Source organism: Arenibacter sp. 6A1 (assembly GCF_012272855.1).
Taxonomy (GTDB): domain Bacteria; phylum Bacteroidota; class Bacteroidia; order Flavobacteriales; family Flavobacteriaceae; genus Arenibacter.
On record NZ_JAAXCQ010000020.1, the window covers coordinates 82,838 to 104,197 of the forward strand.

The window sequence follows — 21,360 nt, forward strand, 5'->3', positions numbered from 1 at the left end:
TTACCTACTTAACAAATGACAAAAATTATAAGCTTCTCTTTGGTTTTGGCTTCCTTATTATTTATTCAATGTAATTCTGATAAGGATAAATTTTTAATTGCCAAAGACCATGTAGGCAGGCTCAACAAATTCAGTATTGTAGACGAATTTGACAATATTTACGCTTCGGATTCTATAGTTAAGGATACCGTTTTTACCAATATTGGGGTACGCACCCAAAAAATTCAAGTCTTTGAAAAGGGAGGCAAGCATTTACTCTCTATTACCCCCACTACCGATAGTATTCAAAAGGTCGATATTGTCCGTATTTTTGACCCGCGTTTTAAAACCGAAAAAGGCGTAGGCCTCAACAGTACTTTTAAGGATATTAGGGACAAGCACGAGATTAAAAAAATTGTGACTTCTATGAATAATATTATCGTTTTCCTAAAGGATTCTGACGCCTATTTTACCATAGAAAAAAAGGAACTTCCTGCCAATTTACAGTACAGCAATACTAGTATCGAAGCAGTCCAAATTCCAGACAATGCCAAAATAAAGTATATCATGGTTGGATGGGAATAATCGTTTCCCATCCAATTACAAGGTGTATTGTAAGGACTCAAGATGAAACGTTATATCAATAAATTATTACCGCTCGCATACGGGGGCTACTTTAATGTACTCGCTCAATTTTCGGAGAAAACAGCGGCCCAAAAGGCGTTCGATTTATTTAGCACCCCCAGAAAAGGGAGGGTATTGCCCAGTCAGGCCGATTTTTTAAATCGGGCGCTAAGCAACAAAATATATGTAAACGAGCTAGCAGTACAAACCTACCACTGGCAAGGCTCCAAGGAGACCGTCTTATTATTGCACGGTTGGGAGAGCAATGCCTTTCGGTGGCGCTTGCTCATTGAAAAACTCCAGGAAAAAAATTACAACATTATTGCCTTTGATGCCCCTGGCCATGGGTATTCGGAAGGCAACAAAATGAATGTGCTCACTTATTCCAAGAGCGCCCAGCAATTGATAGACCTTTTTAATCCATCGTATATGATCGGTCATTCTATGGGCGGACTCACCACCATATACAACCAATACCTACACCCACACTCGTCCATTGAAAAAATAGTATCCCTGGGTGCCCCGGCGGAACTCTCCGAGCTGATGGAGCACTACCAAAACCTATTGCAGTTTAACGACAAGGTTCTCACGGGGCTGGACAACTATTTCTTTGACCATTTTAATATTAGGATCCACGATTTTTCTACTTCTAAATACGCGGCTACCTTTACCAAACCCGGATTGATCATACATGATGAGCTCGATACCATTGCACCTTTCAGCGCTTCGGAACGACTTCATAAAAGTTGGAAAAACAGCACCCTGATCAAAACTACGGGCTTAGGACATTCGCTTCACCAAGAGCATGTAAACCAACAGATCTTGGATTTTTTAAAAGCCTAGACTTTTACTGTTCAAAGAGGGATAATTTTGAAAAAATAAAGTATTTTTAATCTCCATACGGCATCTTTTGGAGCCCTATTTTGATTTTCTAATGAACCCTTAAAAAACACCTTTTCTATGGCTGCTTTAACTCCTTTTCATATAGCGATACCTGTTCATAACCTGGCAGAGTGCCGTCGTTTTTATAGAGATGTTCTTAATTGTGAAGAAGGCAGGAGCAGTGATCATTGGGTAGATTTTAATTTGTTTGGCCATCAACTGGTCATTCATTATAAGCCCAAAAGTGAAGACCACCCCTTACATGCCAATCCTGTCGATGGCAAGGAGGTGCCGGTTCCTCATTACGGTGTCGTATTGCCATGGGATACTTTTGAAACTTTTTCCCAATCGCTAAAAAATAAAGGGGTAGTATTTGTAATAGCCCCTTACATACGCTTTAAAGGAGAGGTTGGCGAACAGGCGACCATGTTCTTCTTGGATCCGGCAGGAAATGCCCTCGAATTCAAGGCCTTTAAAGATATGGGACAGTTATTTGCAAAATAACCGCCCTTCTCTTTATTATTATCCTTACATATTATTCATATATGCCATATTATGGGCCATACTTTCAAAAGGAGTACTACTGTATTCTTCTTGTTCTATAAATATATATTGTAAACCCGAAGCTTTTTTATGGCGTAACATTTTAGGGATATCCAAGCCACCCTTTCCAAATTCGGTACTTTCTTTTTTGGTCATATCCATATCCTTAAGGTGCCATAACGGAAAGCGGCCTTCGTATCTTTCAAAATAATCTATCGGATCTTTACCGGCTACCACGACCCAACCTAGATCTAATTCCATATACACCAAATCGGGCTGCGTATTATCTAGCAGTACGTCGAACAAGACCTTGCCCTTATGGGTATCAAATTCGTAGTCGTGATTGTGGTACCCAAATTTCAGGTTGCGTTTTTTACACTCTTCCCCTGCCTTGTTAAAAGCTTCTGCCACTCTTTTATAATTGGAAATAGTTTGGCCTTTAAAGGGCAGGGAAGAACAAAGCAAGTATTCTTGTCCAGATTCCGCTGCCTCGTCCATGGATTGCTGCCATTGATCGTCCAAGGCGACGTGGCCGCTTCGTAGGGTCATCCCCAAGTCTTCACAGACTTTCTTCATTTCTTTGGGCTGTAGGCCGTAATAGCGTCCGTTTTGGCTCAAGGCCGTTTCTATCTGTTTAATCCCTAAGGCCGCTATTTTTTTGAGCGTTCCAACGGCATCGGCGGCCATTTCATTTCTAAAGGTATACAATTGTACCCCTAAGTTTTTTTCTTGGTTGTTGGGCAACATGGTAAAAGAAGGCAATAAAACGGTACCTGCCGCCAGCAGGCCCGTTTGGATTAAAAAATCTTTTCGTGTGGTCATTGGTTGTTATTTTATATGTTATTGGGACCAAGAGGTAGGAACCCTATCCCATCTATGTCCTTTTAATTCCCGATACAGTTCTGCAGGCAATCCCTTTCCATCGCTCAATGCCGTGTTCATTAAAACATTGCGTTGTTTCCGCATCCCTGGAATAATGGTACTCACCGATGTATTCATGGTTATAAACCTAAGGGCCATTTCTGCCATCGTCATCCCTTCTGGTACTAGGGGCCTCAGCAAATCGGCTTTCTCGGCACTGGCGAATAAATTTTCGGGGACAAAATAACTCCCTCGCCAATCTCCTTCTGCAAAAGTAGTTTCTTTGGTGATTGCTCCTGTCAAGGTACCTTCATCGAACGGAACACGGGCAATTATGGCAATATCCAAGGCTTCGCACAAGGGAAAAAGGGTATCTTCTGGCGCCTGATCAAAAATATTGTATATCACCTGAACGGCATCGAAGTGTCCGGTTTTTAACGCCTTGATCCCATTTTCTGGTTCCCATCGGTTTACACTAAGCCCCATGGCCGCTATTTTACCAGCTGCCTTTAGGTCTTCTATGGCCCTTTGCCACTCTTCCCTATCCGACCAACTGTCGTCCCAAGTGTGAAATTGCATAAGATCTATTTGTTCTACCCCCAAGTTCTTGAGGGTCTTTTCTGTGTATTCCTTTATATGCAAGGTAGGATAAGAGTCCTCAAAACGATATTCGGGTTTTGCGGGCCATTGAAAGTTTTTTGCCGGAATTTTACTGGCGGCATATATTTTTTTGTGAGGATACCTTTTTAGCAAGTCCCCTAATAGCTTTTCACTATGACCATGCCCATATGCCCATGCCGTATCAAAAAAATTCACGCCATTTTCTACTGCCAAATCCAAGGCCTTCCCCGACAATAGGTCGTCTGATTCCTTCCAGCCCCCCATGCCCCACATTCCATATCCTATCTCTCCAACCTTCCATTGGGTTCTTCCAAATATTCTTTGCTCCATCTTTATTTACAGTGGTTTTTTATGGTGATCCTTCTGTTGTTATAAGAATTCCGAAGGCTATGATGCCTTTGGAACCTCAGTTTTTAAATTTAGGAAATAATCTTTAGTTTCTATTGGCTGCTGAAGTATTTATAGCGCCAACCAGGGGCCATTGGGATTAGAAAAATTTATAGTGATGCATTGACTCATTTTTGAGACCAATTTTCGCCATGATCCTTTGCAATCATCTTATTAATCCATTGTTCGGCTGCTCCGTTCTGTCGTTATTCCGCGTTAGGGACCGCGGCGGCATCCCCGCAGCGCAGCAAGGGATATAGCCAAGTGCCCGCCCGACCTAGGAGGGAACGCCCAAAATAGTACGATTGAAGAAATAAACATTTTGAATGGGGTGGACCTAGGTACTACACCCCTAAACGTCCTATGCCATAAAGCAGAAAAAGCCCCCAAAAGGGAGCTTTTAAAATATTGTCACTACGGACGGGCTTATAAACAAAAACGCCTATAAGCTGTTTTTATTGCAATCCAGGGATGGCCACTACTTCGTTGACATCTGCGTCATAATCTACACCAGGCACTTTAAAGCCGAATAAATTAAAGAAATCAGTATCGTAGCCTTTTAAATCGCCTATCTCTGGCAAAGTTTCAGTAGTTGCCTCTTTCCATAATTCGGCAACTCTGGCCTGCACATCATCGCGCATTTCCCAATCGTCAATACGGATTCTTCCCTGCTCATCGGTAGGAATAGTATCTGCGTATAAACGATCGCTGAACAAACGTTGGATCTGCTCTATACAACCTTCATGAATATCCATTTCCTTCATCACCTTATACAGCAATGAAATATACAAAGGAATCACAGGAATGGCAGAACTTGCCTGGGTAACCAAGGCCTTGTTTACAGAAACATACGCCTTACCGTTAAGGTCCTTAAGGGTATCGGTGATATCGAATGCCGTAGCTTCTAAATGGTCCTTGGCACGACCAATGGTACCTTTTCTATAGACAGCTTCCGTCAATGATGGCCCTATATAAGAATAGGCTACCGTATTGAAATCTGGCGCCAACAGGCCTTCTGCTTTTAAGGCATCGATCCACATTTTCCAATCTTCACCGCCCATTACGGCCACGGTATTCTCAATATCATCGCCTTCTGCAGGAGCTATACTAACCTCTGTTACTTTACCTGTATGGAAATCGACTGTTTTATTTTGAAAAGTATCGCCTATAGGCTTTAATACCGATTTATACTTCACCCCTGTATCTGGATGTGTTCTTACCGGAGAGGCCAAGCTGTAGATCACCAAATCTACCTGTCCTAAATCTTCTTTTATTAAGTCTAGGGTCTGTCTTTTAATCTCATTTGAAAAAGCATCGCCGTTGATACTTTTAGCATATAGGCCTTCTTTATGGGCTTGTGTTTCAAAAGCGGCTGTGTTGTACCATCCTGGAGACGCTGGTCTACCTTCTGATGGTGGTTTTTCAAAATACACACCAATTGTTGACGCATTGGCTCCAAAAGCGCTTGTTATCCTTGAGGCCAAACCAAATCCGGTAGAAGCGCCAATAACCAACACTTTTTTAGGACCGTCTATGGCTCCTTTAGATTTTATATAGTCAATTTGATTGATTACATTCTGCTCACACCCTTTAGGATGAGAGGTTAAACAAATAAATCCACGTGTTCTAGGCTCTATTATCATCTTGTAATTTTCTGTTTTTGGCCCTGTACCATCCTAGGAGTTGCTACAAGTACCTATTATATTTTTTGCTACCAAATATCGAAGATATATAAAAGATTTAAAAGAGAAAGTGACTGCTGCTAAAATTGCGTCATATTAAATAAAGAAAACTACTTACAAACCTCTATATACCAGCTCATATAAGAACAAAGTTCTTTAAAAAAAACTTTGCTTTTAGGGATGGTACTTCTTTATTTTATCTTTCTAATTCCTCTTCAATATGCTTCTAATCCAATGGTATTTTTCTAAGATTCAACGGTGGGACAAAACCGAAAAGTAATCTTGTTATGGTTGCCTTCTCCTCTTTTAGCAGACACCAACACCGTTGTTTTCTAATTTTTACCTTAGGGCGCCCTTTAGAATTAGGCATAAAAAAAGCCCCATTTAAAACGGGGCTTTCGTTTTTATTTTTTACTTCTGTGACGTTCTCTTGCCAACAAAGTATTTTTTAAGAGCATGGCAATGGTCATTGGCCCTACTCCACCTGGTACCGGAGTTATAAAAGAGGCTTTTTTACTGACGTTTTCAAAATCGACATCTCCAGTAATATAATATCCTTTTTCTTTAGTTTCATCTGGAACACGGGTAATACCAACATCGATAATTACAGCGCCGTCTTTCACCATTTCTGCCTTTAAAAAGTTTGGCACTCCCAAGGCAGAGATCACGATATCTGCTTGTGATATGATCTGGGTGATATTTTTTGTATGGCTATGGGTTAAGGTTACCGTAGAGTTTCCTGGCCATCCTTTTCTTCCCATTAGGATACTCATAGGTCTACCTACGATATGGCTTCTACCAATTACGACGGTGTGTTTACCTTGAGTTTCTACTTTATAACGTTCTAACAATTCCAAAATCCCGAATGGCGTTGCTGGGATAAAAGTACTCATATCCAGGGCCATTTTACCAAAATTGGTAGGGTGAAATCCGTCTACATCCTTATCAGGATCTATGGCCAAAAGAACGCGTTGTTCGTTAATTTGCTCTGGCAATGGCAATTGCACGATAAAACCATCGATATCAGCATCTTGGTTCAGCTCTTCGATCTTTTTCAACAATTCCTGTTCGGAAGTGGTACTTGGCAATTGCACCAAGGTAGATTCGAAGCCTATTTGCTGGCAAGATCTTACTTTACTCCCCACATAGGTAAGGCTAGCTCCGTCGCTTCCGACTATAACAGCAGCCAAATGCGGTACTTTTTCGCCACGGTCGCGCATTTTAGCCACCTCAGCGGCAATTTCCGTTTTAATCTGATTTGATACTTTTTTACCGTCTAGTAATTCCATTTCTATCTATATTCTATTCCCTAATATACTCCCTACTTAATAATTGTTGCAAAGGTTTATTTCATCCCTTTCATTGCCCCCATCATCTGCATCATTTTTTTGCCGCCACCGCCTTGCATCATTTTCATCATCTTGCTCATTTGGTCGAATTGTTTTAGCAATTGGTTGATTTCCTGAATGGTTCTACCGCTACCTTTGGCAATACGTTTTTTTCTACTAGCATTTAATTTTGTTGGTGTGGCCCTTTCATCTGGGGTCATGGAATAGATAATGGCTTCTATATGTTTAAAAGCATCATCTTCGATATCCAAGCCTTTTAGTGCTTTTCCTGCACCGGGAATCATCCCCATAAGATCTTTAAGACTACCCATTTTTTTAATCTGCTGAATCTGACTTAGGAAGTCATCAAAACCAAATTTATTTTTGGCAATCTTCTTTTGTATTTTACGGGCTTCTTCTTCATCGAACTGCTCTTGGGCACGTTCTACCAAAGAAACAACATCTCCCATCCCCAAAATACGATCGGCCATACGCGAAGGGTAAAACACGTCGATGGCATCCATTTTTTCACCGGTACCGATAAATTTTATCGGTTTATTAACCACTGATTTAATAGATATCGCTGCTCCACCACGGGTATCCCCATCTAATTTTGTTAGGATAACCCCATCAAAGTTAAGGACATCGTTAAAGGCTTTTGCTGTATTTACGGCATCTTGCCCAGTCATAGAATCTACTACGAACAAGGTTTCTTGCGGCTCGATTGCCTTATGGATATTGGCAATCTCGTTCATCATTTGTTCATCCACGGCCAAACGACCCGCGGTATCTATGATCACCACATTAAAACCATTGGCTTTTGCATGGGCAATACCTGCCTTGGCAATGGCTACCGGATCGGTATTTCCCCTATCCGAGAAAACCTCTACTCCTATTTGCTCCCCTACCACATGCAACTGATCGATTGCTGCAGGACGATAGACATCACAAGCTACCAATAAGGCTTTTTTAGATTTTTTAGTTTGAAGGAAATTGGCCAACTTTCCCGAGAAGGTAGTTTTACCAGAACCTTGAAGACCCGACATTAAGATTATAGAAGGCGCCCCTGATAGATTGATGCCTTCGACATCACCACCCATTAATTGGGTAAGCTCGTCCTTGACCAGTTTTACCATTAATTGGCCCGGCTGCAACGAGGTAAGTACGTCTTGCCCTAAAGCTTTCTCCTTTACCGTATTGGTAAACTCCTTGGCTATTTTAAAGTTAACATCCGCATCTAATAATGCCCTACGAACCTCTTTCAAGGTTTCGGCCACATTTATTTCGGTGATTTGCCCATGCCCTTTTAGAACATGTAGTGCCTTATCTAACTTTTCACTTAAATTATCGAACATAGTCTTACTTTATTATCAGGAATGTGCAAATTTAAGAATAAGTACGGGAAGTGTGAACTTTGAGGTCGAAAATATAAATGCAAAAAGGGCAACTTCTATAAGAAATTGCCCTTTTCATGGAATTTGGGGGGAAATTTTATTCTTTTTCGAAGACTAAAACCTCATCAGAATCATTTTCTAACTCAATTCTTGTGCTACTTATCGCTTTAATGCTCCATCGTTCTGACAATACCCTCAAGGAAGCATCTAATCCAAAATTAAGGTAACATTTTAATTCTCCCTCGCTATTTCTAATCACTCGCCATAAGCCACTTACCCCTGAAACCCCACTATTGGTTGTTCTTATCAAAGCATTGGCGGCAAAGGAAAATCCAAAGTTTGCATAGGCAGCCGTTTTATCTTCCCCATCGTCCTTATACTGGGCTACCATCCAACTCCCGACCTTTAGAATATCGCGAATTTCCATCACGTCGTCGTCATCCTCATCGTTATTACAATTCCTTTCCAAGATGAGTTCAAAATCGCCTACCTCAAATTTCAATCGCTTGTCCCTAAGGTCAGACAACGGCCAGGAAAAATTTACGCCGGGCTCTTGCCCCATAGTTATGTCCATGATTAAGCGTCCTTGTGCATTGGAAGTAATAGCCCAAGTGCCTTCGGATGTGTTGGTACCATTGCTTAAAGAAACGATCCCTTCGGCCATAAATTTAAACTCGTACCCTAAAAGTCTATCTATTTCTTCACCATCCTTTTTCACCTTCCTGATGATCCAACTACATTCCTTCAATACTTCTCTAAGGGTATCGGGCTTGTTGTCTATAATATCACAGGCATTCCTCATAACAATCTTATTCCCTTCCCCAGAGAACAGTTTTATTTTTCCATCCTCCAAATCGTATACCAACCATTCTAAGGTAAAATCTGTCAGCACGTCAAACTCGAGCTTTAATAAAACTCTATGATTACCTACCCTGGTGGTCCATGTTCCCGCTAAACTATTGCCTAGCCTATCTTTCACTACTACACTACCATCTTGTTTAAAGTTCATTACATACTCAAAGTACTGATCTGTTTGGTATTGACCATCTCTTTTAATTTCTTTGATCAGCCATGGACATTTTACCAGGTATTCTTCTAATTCTTCTTGAGAAAAATCGTCATCGTTATAATCGTCATCATCATCCTCATCACATGCATCTTTCGCCATTTCTATCGCATCGGCAAGTTCTGCATTGTTAGCAACATTTATTTCAGTACCATCGTACAGGGTTAAAGCCAATGGAAAATCGAAACTAATCATGGAATTGTCATTCAACCCTTTAAAAAACCGTCTTAATTGCAGATCATTTTGTACGGTTACCGAATTGGTTTTTTGAAGGTTTATATTAAAAGAATACACTGTTAGCGGGTATGAAAAGTCTATACATTCAATATCATCATCGTCTCCGCCTTCGATACATTTACTTGCTTGTTCTCTTAGTTCTTGCTGATTGTTGATCGTTATTTCGCTATAATCTGCCATAGTAATAGTTACCGGAAACACAATTTCCAAAATATCGTTATCGTCTTCTAGTTCGTCCAAGACTCTCTCGATCAATTTTAAATCGGCCTTGGCATCTATTTTAATGTCCAACCCATTAACATTCACCACATAGGGGAAATTAAGGGAAAAACAACTTGCCTTATCAACTATATTATCATAGGAACCATCCTTTGAGGAGACTTTTTGAATTAATTTGGCGGTATTGGAAGTTGCCAAAATTGCTTCTTGATTTTCTCCTTGCGGGGTATCATCAAACTCTTCTTGACAAGAATTAAGACTCAGTCCCAACAAAAGCAAGCCCGAGTAGACTAAAAATGACATCAGCTTTTTCATAACGATTTGAATTTTATTGTTTCTATATAGCTAAAACAACTCACTAAAAATAAACCCTACCCAATATTATGTTTATTTTTAAAATATCTTTGATAAAAAACCACAAATAGATTGAAAGCTACTAAAAATGATCACGTGTGTGAAGATGAAGTCTATGCTTCCATCTTTAAGACCCATTCCAAAACTGTTTATAATTACATCTATTATAAGTTTGGCAATGAAGAAAAAGCCTATGACGCCGTTCAGGAAGCCTTCGTTAAGCTTTGGGAGAACTGTTCCAAAGTCGCCCCCGAAAAGGCAAAATCTTTTGTCTACACAGTTGCCAATAATTTATATTTAAATGTAATTAAGGCAGAAAAAGTACGATTAAAATATGCCGAATATGCCGCTCCTATAGAACATGAAGCCCCAGATTTTATTTTGGAAGAGCAAGAATTCAAGGAAAAACTAGATCGCGCATTACAAAATTTACCGGAGATCCAACGCACCACCTTTTTACTCAATAGGATTGATGGTAAAAAATACGCGGAAATAGCAGAAATGGAAGGTGTAAGTATAAAAGCCATTGAAAAAAGAATGCATTTGGCACTAAAAACACTTAGGGAGAATATCGATGGTATCTAACATAATTCTCTTATAAAAAATACTTGAATTTATCTTAAAACTATAAAATCTAAAATAATAACAACGGCAAGGTAGGGTTTTGCCCTATTCGGTTGTTATACTGATATAAAGCTAAAAACCATGCAAGAAAATTACTTAGCAAAATGGCTCAACAACGAACTTTCTGAGGAAGAGGTCATCAAATTTAAGGCAACTAAGGAATATGCCACCTATCAAAAGATAGTAGAGACCACTAAAGGTCTTAGTGCCCCTAAATTTGATATGGATAAGGCTTGGAAAGATCTTAAAAAAGCAAAAACGGTGGTGTTGCCAGAAGAGGGAACCAAGGTTATAACCTTAAATCCGTTTAAAAAATACTTGAGAATCGCCGCTGTAGTAGCATTAATCGTAAGCGTTACTCTTTTCTATAACAACTCCTTAGACGAAAGAATAAGTACCCAGTATGCCGAACGGGCCGAGGTAATTTTACCGGACGCTTCTGAAGTAGTACTGAATGCGGAATCTAAAATTAGGTATAGCAAAGAAAAATGGGCAGAAAAAAGGTCCCTTTCCCTAAGTGGTGAGGCATTTTTCAAGGTAGCCAAAGGAAAGCGTTTTTCCGTTAATACTCCCGATGGAACCGTAGCTGTTTTGGGAACCCAATTCAATGTAGAAAGTAGAAAAGGATATTTTGAGGTAAGTTGTTACGAAGGCTTGGTTAGTGTAACCTATAAGGACAAAGAAATAAAACTACCGGCTGGCAACTCGTTTTTAGTGATTGATGGGCAAATAACCCCTACCCAACATCCTTCTACCACCGAACCAGCGTGGCTTAGCAACGAAAGTACTTTTAAAAGTATTCCTTTAAAATTTGTTTTTGAGGAATTCCAAAGACAGTACAATGTTAAGGTAAGCACCGAAAACATTGATGAATCGCAATTATTTAGTGGTAGTTTTAGCAATCAGGATATAGAATTAGCCCTACAGAGTATTAGTGTTCCTTCCCAAATAAAGTTTAAATTTGAAGGAAACAAAGTACTATTTTATGCTAAAGCCCCCTAAATTAGGTAGTGTTTATTTTTTGTGTATGCTGCTCTTCCTCTCCATTGTCGGAAGGGCGCAAGAAATACCCAAAAACACGATTGGGCTTATTCCGTACATCCAGCAATTAGAGAAAGAATTTAATATTAAATTCTCTTATGTAGATGAGGACCTTGCTTCCCTAAGCATGCGTATTGATCCGCAAAAAGTATCTCTAGAGGCCATATTAGAAGGGATTCGCAATGAGACCCAACTACAAATCAAGAAACTCAATGATCGATACTACACCCTATCGAAGAGTAATCTTGTCACTATTTGCGCCTTTTTAGTAGATCTCAGCGATAACAACCCGCTTATCAATGCTACGGTAGAAGTGACGGGTAGTAGTATTCGCAGGATCAGCGATTTTGAGGGACAGTTTATCCTTGATGAAATTCCAAGAGAAGCCAATATAGCCATTAGACACCTTGGCTACAAGACCGTCTATATAAAGGCCCAGGACTATGTTTCTCAACGTCCATGCCGCACTGTTATAATGAGTCCTAACGTCCAAGAACTCAACGAGGTAATCGTTTACAACTATCTTACAGAAGGACTTAGCAAACAAAAAGATGCGAGCATCAGTTTAAACACCGAAGAATTTGGCATTTTGCCTGGACTTATAGAACCCGATGTTTTACAGACCATTCAGGCCCTGCCCGGCATTAAGAGTGTAGACGAGACTGTCTCCGATATCAATATCAGAGGGGGTACCAATGACCAAAACCTTGTACTTTGGGACGGTATTAAAATGTATCAGACCGGACATTTTTTTGGGTTGATTTCTGCTTTCAACCCTTATTTGACCGAAAAAGTAACCATTATAAAAAATGGTACTAGTGTAGAATATGGAGACGGCGTCAGCAGCGTCATCGCCATGGAAACTAAAAATAAGGTCAACAAAACGTTTATTGGGGGGGGCGGATTTAATTTGCTCAATGGTGATATATTTGCGCACATACCGATTGCCAACAACCTTTCGGCACAATTTTCGGCAAGAAGATCTACTACGGATTTTGTTAAGACCCCTACTTACAACCGTTTTTTTGACAAGGTTTTCCAAGACAGTGAAGTCAAGGAAAACAACGGTACTTCAGAAGATGAAGACATTGTAAGGAACGAAGAATTTTACTTTTACGACTTTACGGGAAAAATACTTTATGACATCAATGAAAAACAAAAAATAAGACTCAATTTCATTACCCTTGACAACAATTTACAATATTCCGAACAATCTAAGAATAGCGATAGCGAGAGTCTTTTAGACCAAACCAACCTATCTTTTGGGGGCAGTCTAGATAGTCAGTGGTCGCCTAGACTAGGCAGTTCATTAGCTGTTTTTTATACCCGCTACAACCTAGATGCCCAAAACACCTCATCGGAATCGCAACAGTTATTCCAAAATAACCGGGTGTTAGAAACCGGTATTAAATTAAATACCCATTACCAGCTATGGCAAAACCTGAATTGGTTAAACGGCTACCAATTTAATGAAGTAGGTATCACTAACACCGCAAACGTTACCCAACCTCCTTTTAAAAGCAATGTTAAAGGGGTAATCCGTACCCATGCCCTCTTTTCCGAATTGGCCTACCAGAGCGACAATAGAAAATTGGTCGCCCGTGCAGGGGCCCGTTTAAATTATATAGAAAACCTCAACACTTTTACCGAATTTATTTTAGAGCCCCGACTAAATATCAATGTTTTAATAGCACCCTTTTTCAGGGCCGATATTTTAGGAGAATACAAGAGCCAGACTACGAATCAAATCATAGATTTGGAACAAAATTTCTTAGGGATAGAAAAACGTCGTTGGATACTCTCGAACGAAAAATCACTGCCTATCACCAAAAGCAAACAAGCCTCCTTTGGCCTTAATTATGATAGAAGAAGCGTGTATATAGGGATTGAAGCATTCTATAAAGAAGTAACTGGTATTAGCACGGCAACCCAAGGTTTCCAAAATGAAGACCAATTCAATGGAGAAATAGGCAGCTATGATGTAAAGGGAATAGAATTCTTAATCAACAAAAAAACTAACAAATACAGTACTTGGTTCAGTTATTCCTTTAATGACAATACCTATACTTTTAAAGATATAAGCCCTAACCAATTCCCAAACAATCTGGACATAAGGCACACCATTACTTTTGCTGGAACCTATACCTATAAAAAAATTAAATTTGGCCTAGGCGCCAATTACCACACGGGAAAACCATTTACAAAACCGCAACAAAAGGATAACATTATAGACTTGGGTATTTTTCCCAACAAAATTAATTACGAATCGCCCAACAGCAGTAGGCTACCTGATTACCTGCGTATAGACAGCTCTTTTATGTACGAATTCGCGCTCGCGAAAGGCATTAAATCTTCCATGGGCATCTCGGTATTGAACCTGTTGAACAAACGGAATCTTTTAAATACCTATTACCGGATCAATGAGAACGATGAGATTGAAACTGTAGAAAGGATATCGCTAGGGATAACCCCAAATTTTAGTTTTAGGTTGAAGTTTTAAAAGAAAAAGAGGCTGCTTTAAAATCTTAAATGACAGCTTTTTAAAACAAAAAGTCGGAAGCCTTGCGATATTGCTATCCAAAACTTCCGACTTTAAAGAAGACTGTTTTCAGTACTACTTACTTAGGTCTTTGATTCTAATATTACGAAAAGCCAGTTCCGATCCATGCCCCAAGAATGCAATATGTCCTTTGCTTCTCAATAAGCCTGGATGATCTTTCTTATCTAAAGTACCGTTTTTAGAAGCTTCCTTAATATTACCATCGAGGATTACTTTTCCGTTCAGGGTAATTTTGATGTGATCGCCCTTTACAATAACCTCTTGGCTGTTCCATTCCCCTACCGGATTTAACGCACCTCTTTTAGCGGCGATTATACCGTAGACAGAACCGTGATATTGGTGGTCGTCCAAATTGGCGTAAATCTGGGCAGTATTATCCAAGATCTGCAATTCTTTCCCCATATAGGCCACATCACCTTCTAGGGGAGCGTGAATACCCAATCCGTTATTGGCACCAGGTGTTAGTTTAAAATCGAATCTAAATACAAAATCGGAATATTCCTCAACCGTGTACAAATTACCGTGTCCACCTTGTTTTGGCTTCACCAACAACTCATTGTTTTCAACGATATAATCTGTTTTATTCCCAATCCAATGATCAAGATCTTTTCCACCTAGTAAGGATTTAAAACCTTCCTTCTTTTCGGCTTGCGTCAATTGATCATCACCGGTACTAATTTCTCTAACATATATATTCCTAAACCCTAAATCTTCACCATGGGCCTGAAGTTCTATAGCTTCCTTAGCAAAAATTGCCTGTTTGCGATCCCAATAGTTATCCATAACCACATTATCGGTTACCAATACTCCGTTTAAATAAACAGTTACCCTATCGCCTACCATTTTAATACGGAAGGTATTCCATTCATTAACTGGGTTATCGGCTACTAGCAAAGGTTTACTTTCGTGTTTTTGGTTATTGTACAATCCACCAGATCCTACTTGAGCCCCTACTTCAACCAAAGCGACGTCCCAAATTTGAACTTGAGGAGTACCTCTTAGATAAATACCGCTATCGCCGCCATTGGTAATCTTCCAATCGACCAACATTTCAAAATCGCCGTAATCTTTTACAGTACATATGTTATTGTATCCTTCTCCTTTAAAGCCAATAACGCCATCTTTCACATACCAATCCCTCATCATTTGGGCATTGGCTTTTGCTTGTTCCCTGGCCAATTTAGCAGGGGACATTTTAGAACGTGCTATTGGGTTTGCTACCAATCCTTCCCAGCCGGTAAAATCCTTGCCATTGAAAATAGAGACGAAACCTTTATCTTTTGGCATCTTATCCAAAAACTCTTTAACATCAATCTTTATATATTGACTGTCCGGGCCTGTAAGGTTGTCGACACTTCTAGAAACGATATCCCTAACAACATCTCCACTCAAGCCATTTTTCACGCCTGGTGTTGGAAGCGCAATTGCGATCGCTGCATTTGAAGCAGTAGTCAACAATTCCTGATCGTCCAAATATTCTGAAACAAACACCAAAGAAAGGAAGGTCTTTATTTTTTGTGCAGCCATAAGCACTAGTTTCTTCTCCTGTACATTTGTAGCTTCTGGCATTATTTTACGGACTAAAAGTAATTTTTGATCCTCTGGATAGTTAGACCTTACCACCTTTGTCAGGTAGTTTTCAAAAGCTTTTTTACGGATTTCATTGTCTGCTCCATTTTTTGCAGTTTCCAACAAATACGGGATAGCATCGTTGTTTTTCCAATTCGTCAAAGCTCTTAAGGCCAATGCTTTTTCATTCTTATTTCCTGTCGAAAGTCTATCCGAAACCATCTTTAAGGCTTCCTCTGAACTCAAAGCCGCTAAAATTGGCAATAACTTAGATTTATCGTCTGCGCCTTCATAGGTAGAAAGGATTTTTCCTGAAAAATCGCTATCGCTACCATTAAGCACGTTTAAGATAGCTCTTTGGTTGTTTTCTATGTATTCTTCCTTTTCCGTTTTCCCTAAAAGCACCATTAAATCGGACAAGTTATTTCCGGTAGCTATCGATGGCAATGCCTTATAAATGGCAGCATCTACTTTATCACTTCCTTTATTGACAAGTCCCAAAAGGGTATCGAATTGATTATTTGCCTTACGAGCTGCCAATACATTTACAAGAACTACTTTTGCATCTTCGGCAACCTTGTTCAACTGAAAAGCCAATACCTCATTGTCTTTAGTATCTACAACTCTTAAAAAGGTTCCTTCAAGAGCAGAAAATTCCTCAGTGGTCGAAGCTTTGTTTAAGCTTTTAAACAACTCTGGCAACGCCTTTACTTTATCTTGATATGCCAAGGCTTTAATCCCTGCCACTCTTACATTGGCATTCTTATCATTTAAGGCTTTTAAAATTACCTTTTCAAAAACCACGGCATCTTCCCTGGTCTGCAACATTCTAATAACCAAGGGCTTGATATCTGTACTAGATTTCTTGTACAATTTAGTCCATTTGGCCACTTCTGCATACCCAAGTTGGTCAGAAGCCGCATCCAATACTGCTCCAACATACTTGCTATCCTTGTTTTTAGCCTCCTTCAATAAGGTTTTAGTCATTCCCTTTCCATCGTTTGCAGCTAGTATATGTACCCCAGCTGACCTAAAATGTAATTGTTCTTCGTCCTTACAATTCTTTAACAATTCATTGGCTAGCGCTGTACTAAGCTCCTTATTGCCTTCTTCTTGCAACCTATTACCGTAATGAATAAAAGCCAAAATACTATTGGTATCGTCCAGCTTATAGTTGGATTTTTCAACAGCATTCGCTAAAACATCATAAGAACTTACCCCTGCAATATTGGCCAAGGCCATTAGGGCTTTTTGCTGTACCGTTTTTGATGACGAAGCAGCTAATTCCTTAATTACGGTTTCACCTGCAGCATATTTTAACTCTCCTAACGCATCTACCAAGGAGGCTTGTTTGTGGCTATCCGCACCTTTTACGGCATTTAAGATCGCCGCAGCAGCTTCATTGGTCCCTATAGCGGTTAGGGCAGCTAGTGCCGGGTGAAACAAAGCTTCTTGGGACAGATAGTTCTTTAAGGTAGCAATACTAGCATTGGTACCACAAAACATCAGGCGATCGATCAAAAAGGTCTTTACCTCTTCGTTCGATGCTTTTTCCAAAGCCTGTAAAATGGCCTTTTCTACAACACCTTCTTTAATTGTAGCCTGGGTTCCTCCACTGTACACCGCTACACTCTGCATGGCGTAACGAGCTTTGGTGTCATCGCCGCTTCCTAAGGGTATTAACATATCAGAAAATTTAAGTACCCCATCGGTACCCAAATCAATGATTTCTTGCATCAATCGATCAGCATGTTCCAAATCTTCGGTTGGCAATTGTGCTAAAATATCGGCTACCTTAGTATCCAATGTTCTATTGTCCTGAGCATTCATGGCAAAGGCGCCTATAAATAGCAAAAGCACCGACAGCTTTTTATATAGTGTATTCATTTTTAGTATCCTTTAATTTTAATTAATAAGCCCAAGAGGCCCTCATTGGTTGATCTATTAATCTGTTTGCCTCTTCATCGTTAATGAATTCTTGCTTAACAGGGTCAAATTCTAACGTCCTTCCTAAACGAAGTGCTATAATCCCCATATTCACCACTGTTGCTGAACGGTGACCGTTTTCTTCATTAAGGGCAAATTTTTGACGGGTTTTTACAGATTCCGAGAACACGGTTATTTGCTCTTCCGGATCTGGCATACTATCTATGAGTCCTTCGATATTAGGGATAGTCGATTTAAATCCGTTGTATATTTTCCCATTAGGACCTTCAATATAGGCAGCATCCTTATCCTTATTTTCGCCATCTAAAATGATCTGACAACCATCGGCATAGGTATAGGTAATTTTTCTCCATGTACCAATAGCGTCATAATGTTGTTGCGGGGCATCGACCTCAACTTTTACAGGACTGGTATTGTCTTTTCCCAAGAAATACTGAACAGGGTCTATATAATGTTGTCCCATGTCCCCTAATCCACCTCCGTCATAATCCCAGTAACCTCTAAAGGTACCGTGTACCCTATGAGGGTTATAAGGTTTCTCCGGTGCTGGCCCCAGCCACATATTATAGTCTAATTGTGCTGGTACCGGCTGAGGGGTCAAGTTTTCTTTCCCTACCCAGTAAAACTTCCAGTTAAAACCAGTAACCCCACTAATGGTTACTTTTAACGGCCACCCTAGGGCACCGCTATCGACCACTTTTTTAAGTTTCTTAACCGGGGTTCCCATTCCATAAAAATTATCTTTAAAACGGAACCAAGTATTTAAACGGAACATCTTTCCGTGCAACTGCATAGCTTCGACTACCTTTTTTCCTTCCCCTATGGTTCTGGTCATCGGTTTTTCACACCAAACATCTTTTCCTGCCTCGGCGGCCATAATAGACATAAGCCCGTGCCAATGCGGAGGAGTTGCTATATGTACTATATCAATATCGGGTCTTTGCAAGACCTCACGGAAATCTCTGTACCCAGTTACTCCACTACCTACTTTCTTAAGAGTATTGGCCAAATGGTTTCCATCGGCATCACAAATGGCCAACAACCTTGTTCCCTCATATGTAAGGTGTCCTTGTCCCATTCCACCAACACCAATAACGGCCTTGGTCAATTGATCACTGGGTGGAATAAAATTAGCGCCCCCCATAACATGTCTTGGAATAATGCTGATTCCTGCAGCTGCCACTAACGATTTTCTTACGAAATCCCTACGGCCAGTTGAATTTTTCTTCATTAAAGTATATTCTATGGTATTATTAAATAAATTGATGTATCTCTTAACAAAGAAAGATGGTAGTGCGTAAAAAAAGGGGTAATGTTTGGGGTAATACTTTTAAAATAAGGCGATTTGAAGAAAAAAATAATACTAGTGCCTTCTATACGGGTTCATTGGCCACTACATCTTCGAACCTGACCAGATATGAATCACCGTATAATTCCTCGTACAGTTTCGTAAAATTATTATACACCTTGCGCGCCAAGCTAAGTTTACCTTGCTTGATCAAGATTTGAAGTTTTATTTTAAGCGCTGTTTCATTCAACTCATCATAGAGATACATCACTTCGGCCAGGTCATACAAGACTGCTGCATGCTCATCGATCTCCAAAACAGTGGACAGCTCGGTACAAACTTCTATAATTTGGTGACTAAATCGCTCTAAAAAAGGATCGAACCACGAATCCCTGATATTGGTTAAAAATCTATCTTCTTTTAAAATATTAAAAAATGAGGGTAACTGCTTCTCTAGGTCCTTTTTTTGAAAACTACCTTGCCCCAGATCTCCTATAAATTTTTGAACTTGTTGATAATCGCAATAGCTATTTTCTCCTAATTCCAACATCCAGGATTTATCCTTAAAGCTTAATTGTATTCCTGTACTGGCAGAAAGAATCGTTCTTAAATTCTGAATATTGGTCCCCCGGGTATTCTTGGCTTCCTGAACGCTCATTCCAGGCCATAACAATTCGGTCAGTTTTTTAGTACTGATACCTTTTTTCCCTTCAATGCTGTTTAATAGCACTACAACAAAGAGTTGCTTAAGTTTCGGCGAAAGCTTTTTAGCTACATCTTCGCCCTGGGCGGTAAGAATGCGGAGAGCGCCAAAACAAAGAATTTTTTCCTGGAAATCTTGCTTCTCAGACACTATTTTCACAGGGTTTTCTACAATCTCCTGGGACGTTACGGCAGCTTTAGGCGGCAATGTTTTGTATCTCTTAAAAAACCTATACCCTAAAAATCCGAAAACTGCGATTAGGCCCAAACCTACTACCAGAAGGTAATAGTGGTATGAAAATCTATTAGCACTTGTATTTTCATAGTCTTTTTGAATTTCTGCTGCATTCAGTTCTCGTTCCCAAATTTTAATATCCGTGATATAGCCCGTAAAAAACTCTTGCCAAAGGTTGCTGCCTATTAAAATATTGAAGTCGGAAGTATCGTAATTTTCTATTAATTTAATTTTGTCGGTTTGTCGACCATTGAGGTAAAAATAAAGTTCATCCTTTACCTTGGAATGCACCAAGCCCACATGGGTCCACTCATTTAAGGGAACTTTTGAAGTATTGGAAATATAATCCTTAATACCAGCCATGGTAAAGGTTAAATATCCCTTATGAAGTTTCAGCACAAAATTATCGCCCTTTCCTAAAATACTATTGTTATTACTAAGTTCTGTTGGCTTAATCCATCCCGAAATCGTAAAACTCCCCTGCAAGGAGTTTCGGCTGTTTATTCCGGCATCGACAAAGGCTCCTTCACTTAAATATCCGACGGCCCCCCGAACAGGATCATTGTACACCTTAATATTATTGGATAAAATCTCCTTATTGTTTTTTCTAATGGTATTCTTTACGGCCGTATCAAAACTAAAATGATCGGTGAGCCCGTATTCAAAATCCAAGGGAAAGCCAACAAATTCCTTAATATTATCACGATTTTCGGGAGTCGTAATAATAATATCCGGAGAGAAATAATACCCTGGCTTATGAGGTATAAAGACCGGCAAACTATTCTCTTTAGACAGTGGAAAACTAAACAGGCCTTGAACAAGAATATCTTTTTTATCCTTAAAGCTTATATTATACAATAGCCCTTCTTTTGATTTGAGAGTCCCATAAACCTTTCTTGTTGCATTCAGCGCACCTACCAAACTATCTGCCGAGGGCAGCAATTCTGGTGCTACTTGAACAAAAGTCGGTTTTCGACCAGAATTTTTCCAAATATTGAACAAGGTACTATCCTTAAGACTACTGGCCTTTTCGACCGTAATAATCCCTAATTCCTTGGCTGTTTTGAACATGGGTAAAACCGTATCCAGAGTCTTGCCACTTATAATTAGTTAGCCATCCCCTGAAAAAAGAGTTGAATAACTGTTGAAGTATTGATTTTGCTAGTGTTTTGAGGTGATTTAAAATAGGAAAACTGTTTAAAAAGCTGTAATTTATT

At 39.7% G+C, this 21,360-nt stretch carries 15 protein-coding genes; 6 read left to right on the forward strand and 9 right to left on the reverse strand.

Features of this window, described 5'->3' with window-relative positions; genetic code table 11:
• Positions 1-15: 15 nt before the first annotated feature.
• From HCG49_RS15745 to HCG49_RS15755, 3 genes are all read left to right on the forward strand, one after another.
• Positions 16-564: a hypothetical protein gene (locus HCG49_RS15745; protein WP_168470485.1), complete on the forward strand. Its 549-nt coding sequence runs from the start codon at positions 16-18 to the stop codon at positions 562-564.
• 42 nt (positions 565-606) lie between these two features.
• A complete protein-coding gene (locus tag HCG49_RS15750) occupies positions 607-1,446 on the forward strand; it encodes an alpha/beta fold hydrolase (RefSeq protein WP_168470486.1) in 840 nt (279 codons plus the stop codon).
• Between the two features lie 117 nt (positions 1,447-1,563).
• The gene (locus tag HCG49_RS15755; protein WP_168470487.1) at positions 1,564-1,989 is read left to right on the forward strand and encodes a VOC family protein; all 426 of its coding nucleotides are present in this window, start codon (positions 1,564-1,566) and stop codon (positions 1,987-1,989) included.
• Positions 1,990-2,013: 24 nt separating this feature from the next.
• On the opposite strand, the gene HCG49_RS15760 is transcribed toward HCG49_RS15755, so the two are convergent.
• From HCG49_RS15760 to HCG49_RS15785, 6 genes are all read right to left on the reverse strand, one after another.
• Entirely contained in the window at positions 2,014-2,850 is an 837-nt protein-coding gene (locus tag HCG49_RS15760) for a sugar phosphate isomerase/epimerase family protein (RefSeq protein ID WP_168470488.1), read from the reverse strand.
• A gap of 18 nt (positions 2,851-2,868) precedes the next feature.
• Positions 2,869-3,840, reverse strand: coding sequence for an aldo/keto reductase (locus tag HCG49_RS15765; RefSeq protein ID WP_168470489.1), 972 nt, complete (start codon positions 3,838-3,840; stop codon positions 2,869-2,871).
• A 512-nt stretch (positions 3,841-4,352) separates the two neighbouring features.
• A complete protein-coding gene (gene fabV / locus HCG49_RS15770) occupies positions 4,353-5,540 on the reverse strand; it encodes an enoyl-ACP reductase FabV (RefSeq protein WP_168470490.1) in 1,188 nt (395 codons plus the stop codon).
• 443 nt (positions 5,541-5,983) lie between these two features.
• The gene (locus HCG49_RS15775) at positions 5,984-6,868 is read right to left on the reverse strand and encodes a bifunctional 5,10-methylenetetrahydrofolate dehydrogenase/5,10-methenyltetrahydrofolate cyclohydrolase (RefSeq protein WP_072763959.1); all 885 of its coding nucleotides are present in this window, start codon (positions 6,866-6,868) and stop codon (positions 5,984-5,986) included.
• Between the two features lie 56 nt (positions 6,869-6,924).
• On the reverse strand, positions 6,925-8,262 hold the full coding sequence (ffh, locus tag HCG49_RS15780) for a signal recognition particle protein (protein WP_168470491.1): 1,338 nt from the start codon (positions 8,260-8,262) through the stop codon (positions 6,925-6,927).
• Positions 8,263-8,398: 136 nt separating this feature from the next.
• Complete coding sequence (locus HCG49_RS15785) at positions 8,399-10,138, reverse strand: hypothetical protein (protein ID WP_168470492.1); 1,740 nt, start codon at positions 10,136-10,138, stop codon at positions 8,399-8,401.
• A 111-nt stretch (positions 10,139-10,249) separates the two neighbouring features.
• Between HCG49_RS15785 and HCG49_RS15790 the strand changes: the two genes are divergently transcribed.
• The 3 genes from HCG49_RS15790 to HCG49_RS15800 all read left to right on the forward strand — a co-directional run bounded on the left by HCG49_RS15790 (position 10,250) and on the right by HCG49_RS15800 (position 14,342).
• Complete coding sequence (locus tag HCG49_RS15790; protein ID WP_168470493.1) at positions 10,250-10,762, forward strand: RNA polymerase sigma factor; 513 nt, start codon at positions 10,250-10,252, stop codon at positions 10,760-10,762.
• A gap of 120 nt (positions 10,763-10,882) precedes the next feature.
• Positions 10,883-11,803, forward strand: coding sequence for a FecR family protein (locus tag HCG49_RS15795; RefSeq protein ID WP_168470495.1), 921 nt, complete (start codon positions 10,883-10,885; stop codon positions 11,801-11,803).
• A 25-nt stretch (positions 11,804-11,828) separates the two neighbouring features.
• Positions 11,829-14,342 (forward strand): TonB-dependent receptor plug domain-containing protein, encoded by a 2,514-nt coding sequence (locus HCG49_RS15800; RefSeq protein ID WP_240938720.1) that lies wholly within the window; start codon positions 11,829-11,831, stop codon positions 14,340-14,342.
• Positions 14,343-14,456: 114 nt separating this feature from the next.
• Here HCG49_RS15800 and HCG49_RS15805 read toward each other — a convergent pair whose 3' ends face one another.
• The 3 genes from HCG49_RS15805 to HCG49_RS15815 form a co-directional block, all read right to left on the reverse strand.
• Positions 14,457-17,858, reverse strand: a complete 3,402-nt coding sequence (locus tag HCG49_RS15805) for a DUF1080 domain-containing protein (protein ID WP_168470498.1) — start codon at positions 17,856-17,858, stop codon at positions 14,457-14,459.
• Positions 17,859-17,880: 22 nt separating this feature from the next.
• Complete coding sequence (locus tag HCG49_RS15810) at positions 17,881-19,149, reverse strand: Gfo/Idh/MocA family oxidoreductase (RefSeq protein ID WP_168470499.1); 1,269 nt, start codon at positions 19,147-19,149, stop codon at positions 17,881-17,883.
• A 142-nt stretch (positions 19,150-19,291) separates the two neighbouring features.
• On the reverse strand, positions 19,292-21,214 hold the full coding sequence (locus tag HCG49_RS15815) for a LamG domain-containing protein (RefSeq protein WP_168470500.1): 1,923 nt from the start codon (positions 21,212-21,214) through the stop codon (positions 19,292-19,294).
• Positions 21,215-21,360: the final 146 nt, after the last annotated feature.

Coding starts and splice junctions, on each gene's coding strand:
- HCG49_RS15745 (WP_168470485.1), top strand. CDS start 16: ATGACAAAAATTATAAGCTTCTCTTTGGTTTTGGCTTCCTTATTATTT.
- HCG49_RS15750 (WP_168470486.1), top strand. CDS start 607: ATGAAACGTTATATCAATAAATTATTACCGCTCGCATACGGGGGCTAC.
- HCG49_RS15755 (WP_168470487.1), top strand. CDS start 1,564: ATGGCTGCTTTAACTCCTTTTCATATAGCGATACCTGTTCATAACCTG.
- HCG49_RS15760 (WP_168470488.1), bottom strand. CDS start 2,850: ATGACCACACGAAAAGATTTTTTAATCCAAACGGGCCTGCTGGCGGCA.
- HCG49_RS15765 (WP_168470489.1), bottom strand. CDS start 3,840: ATGGAGCAAAGAATATTTGGAAGAACCCAATGGAAGGTTGGAGAGATA.
- fabV (WP_168470490.1), bottom strand. CDS start 5,540: ATGATAATAGAGCCTAGAACACGTGGATTTATTTGTTTAACCTCTCAT.
- HCG49_RS15775 (WP_072763959.1), bottom strand. CDS start 6,868: ATGGAATTACTAGACGGTAAAAAAGTATCAAATCAGATTAAAACGGAA.
- ffh (WP_168470491.1), bottom strand. CDS start 8,262: ATGTTCGATAATTTAAGTGAAAAGTTAGATAAGGCACTACATGTTCTA.
- HCG49_RS15785 (WP_168470492.1), bottom strand. CDS start 10,138: ATGAAAAAGCTGATGTCATTTTTAGTCTACTCGGGCTTGCTTTTGTTG.
- HCG49_RS15795 (WP_168470495.1), top strand. CDS start 10,883: ATGCAAGAAAATTACTTAGCAAAATGGCTCAACAACGAACTTTCTGAG.
- HCG49_RS15800 (WP_240938720.1), top strand. CDS start 11,829: ATGCTGCTCTTCCTCTCCATTGTCGGAAGGGCGCAAGAAATACCCAAA.
- HCG49_RS15805 (WP_168470498.1), bottom strand. CDS start 17,858: ATGAATACACTATATAAAAAGCTGTCGGTGCTTTTGCTATTTATAGGC.
- HCG49_RS15810 (WP_168470499.1), bottom strand. CDS start 19,149: ATGAAGAAAAATTCAACTGGCCGTAGGGATTTCGTAAGAAAATCGTTA.
- HCG49_RS15815 (WP_168470500.1), bottom strand. CDS start 21,214: ATGTTCAAAACAGCCAAGGAATTAGGGATTATTACGGTCGAAAAGGCC.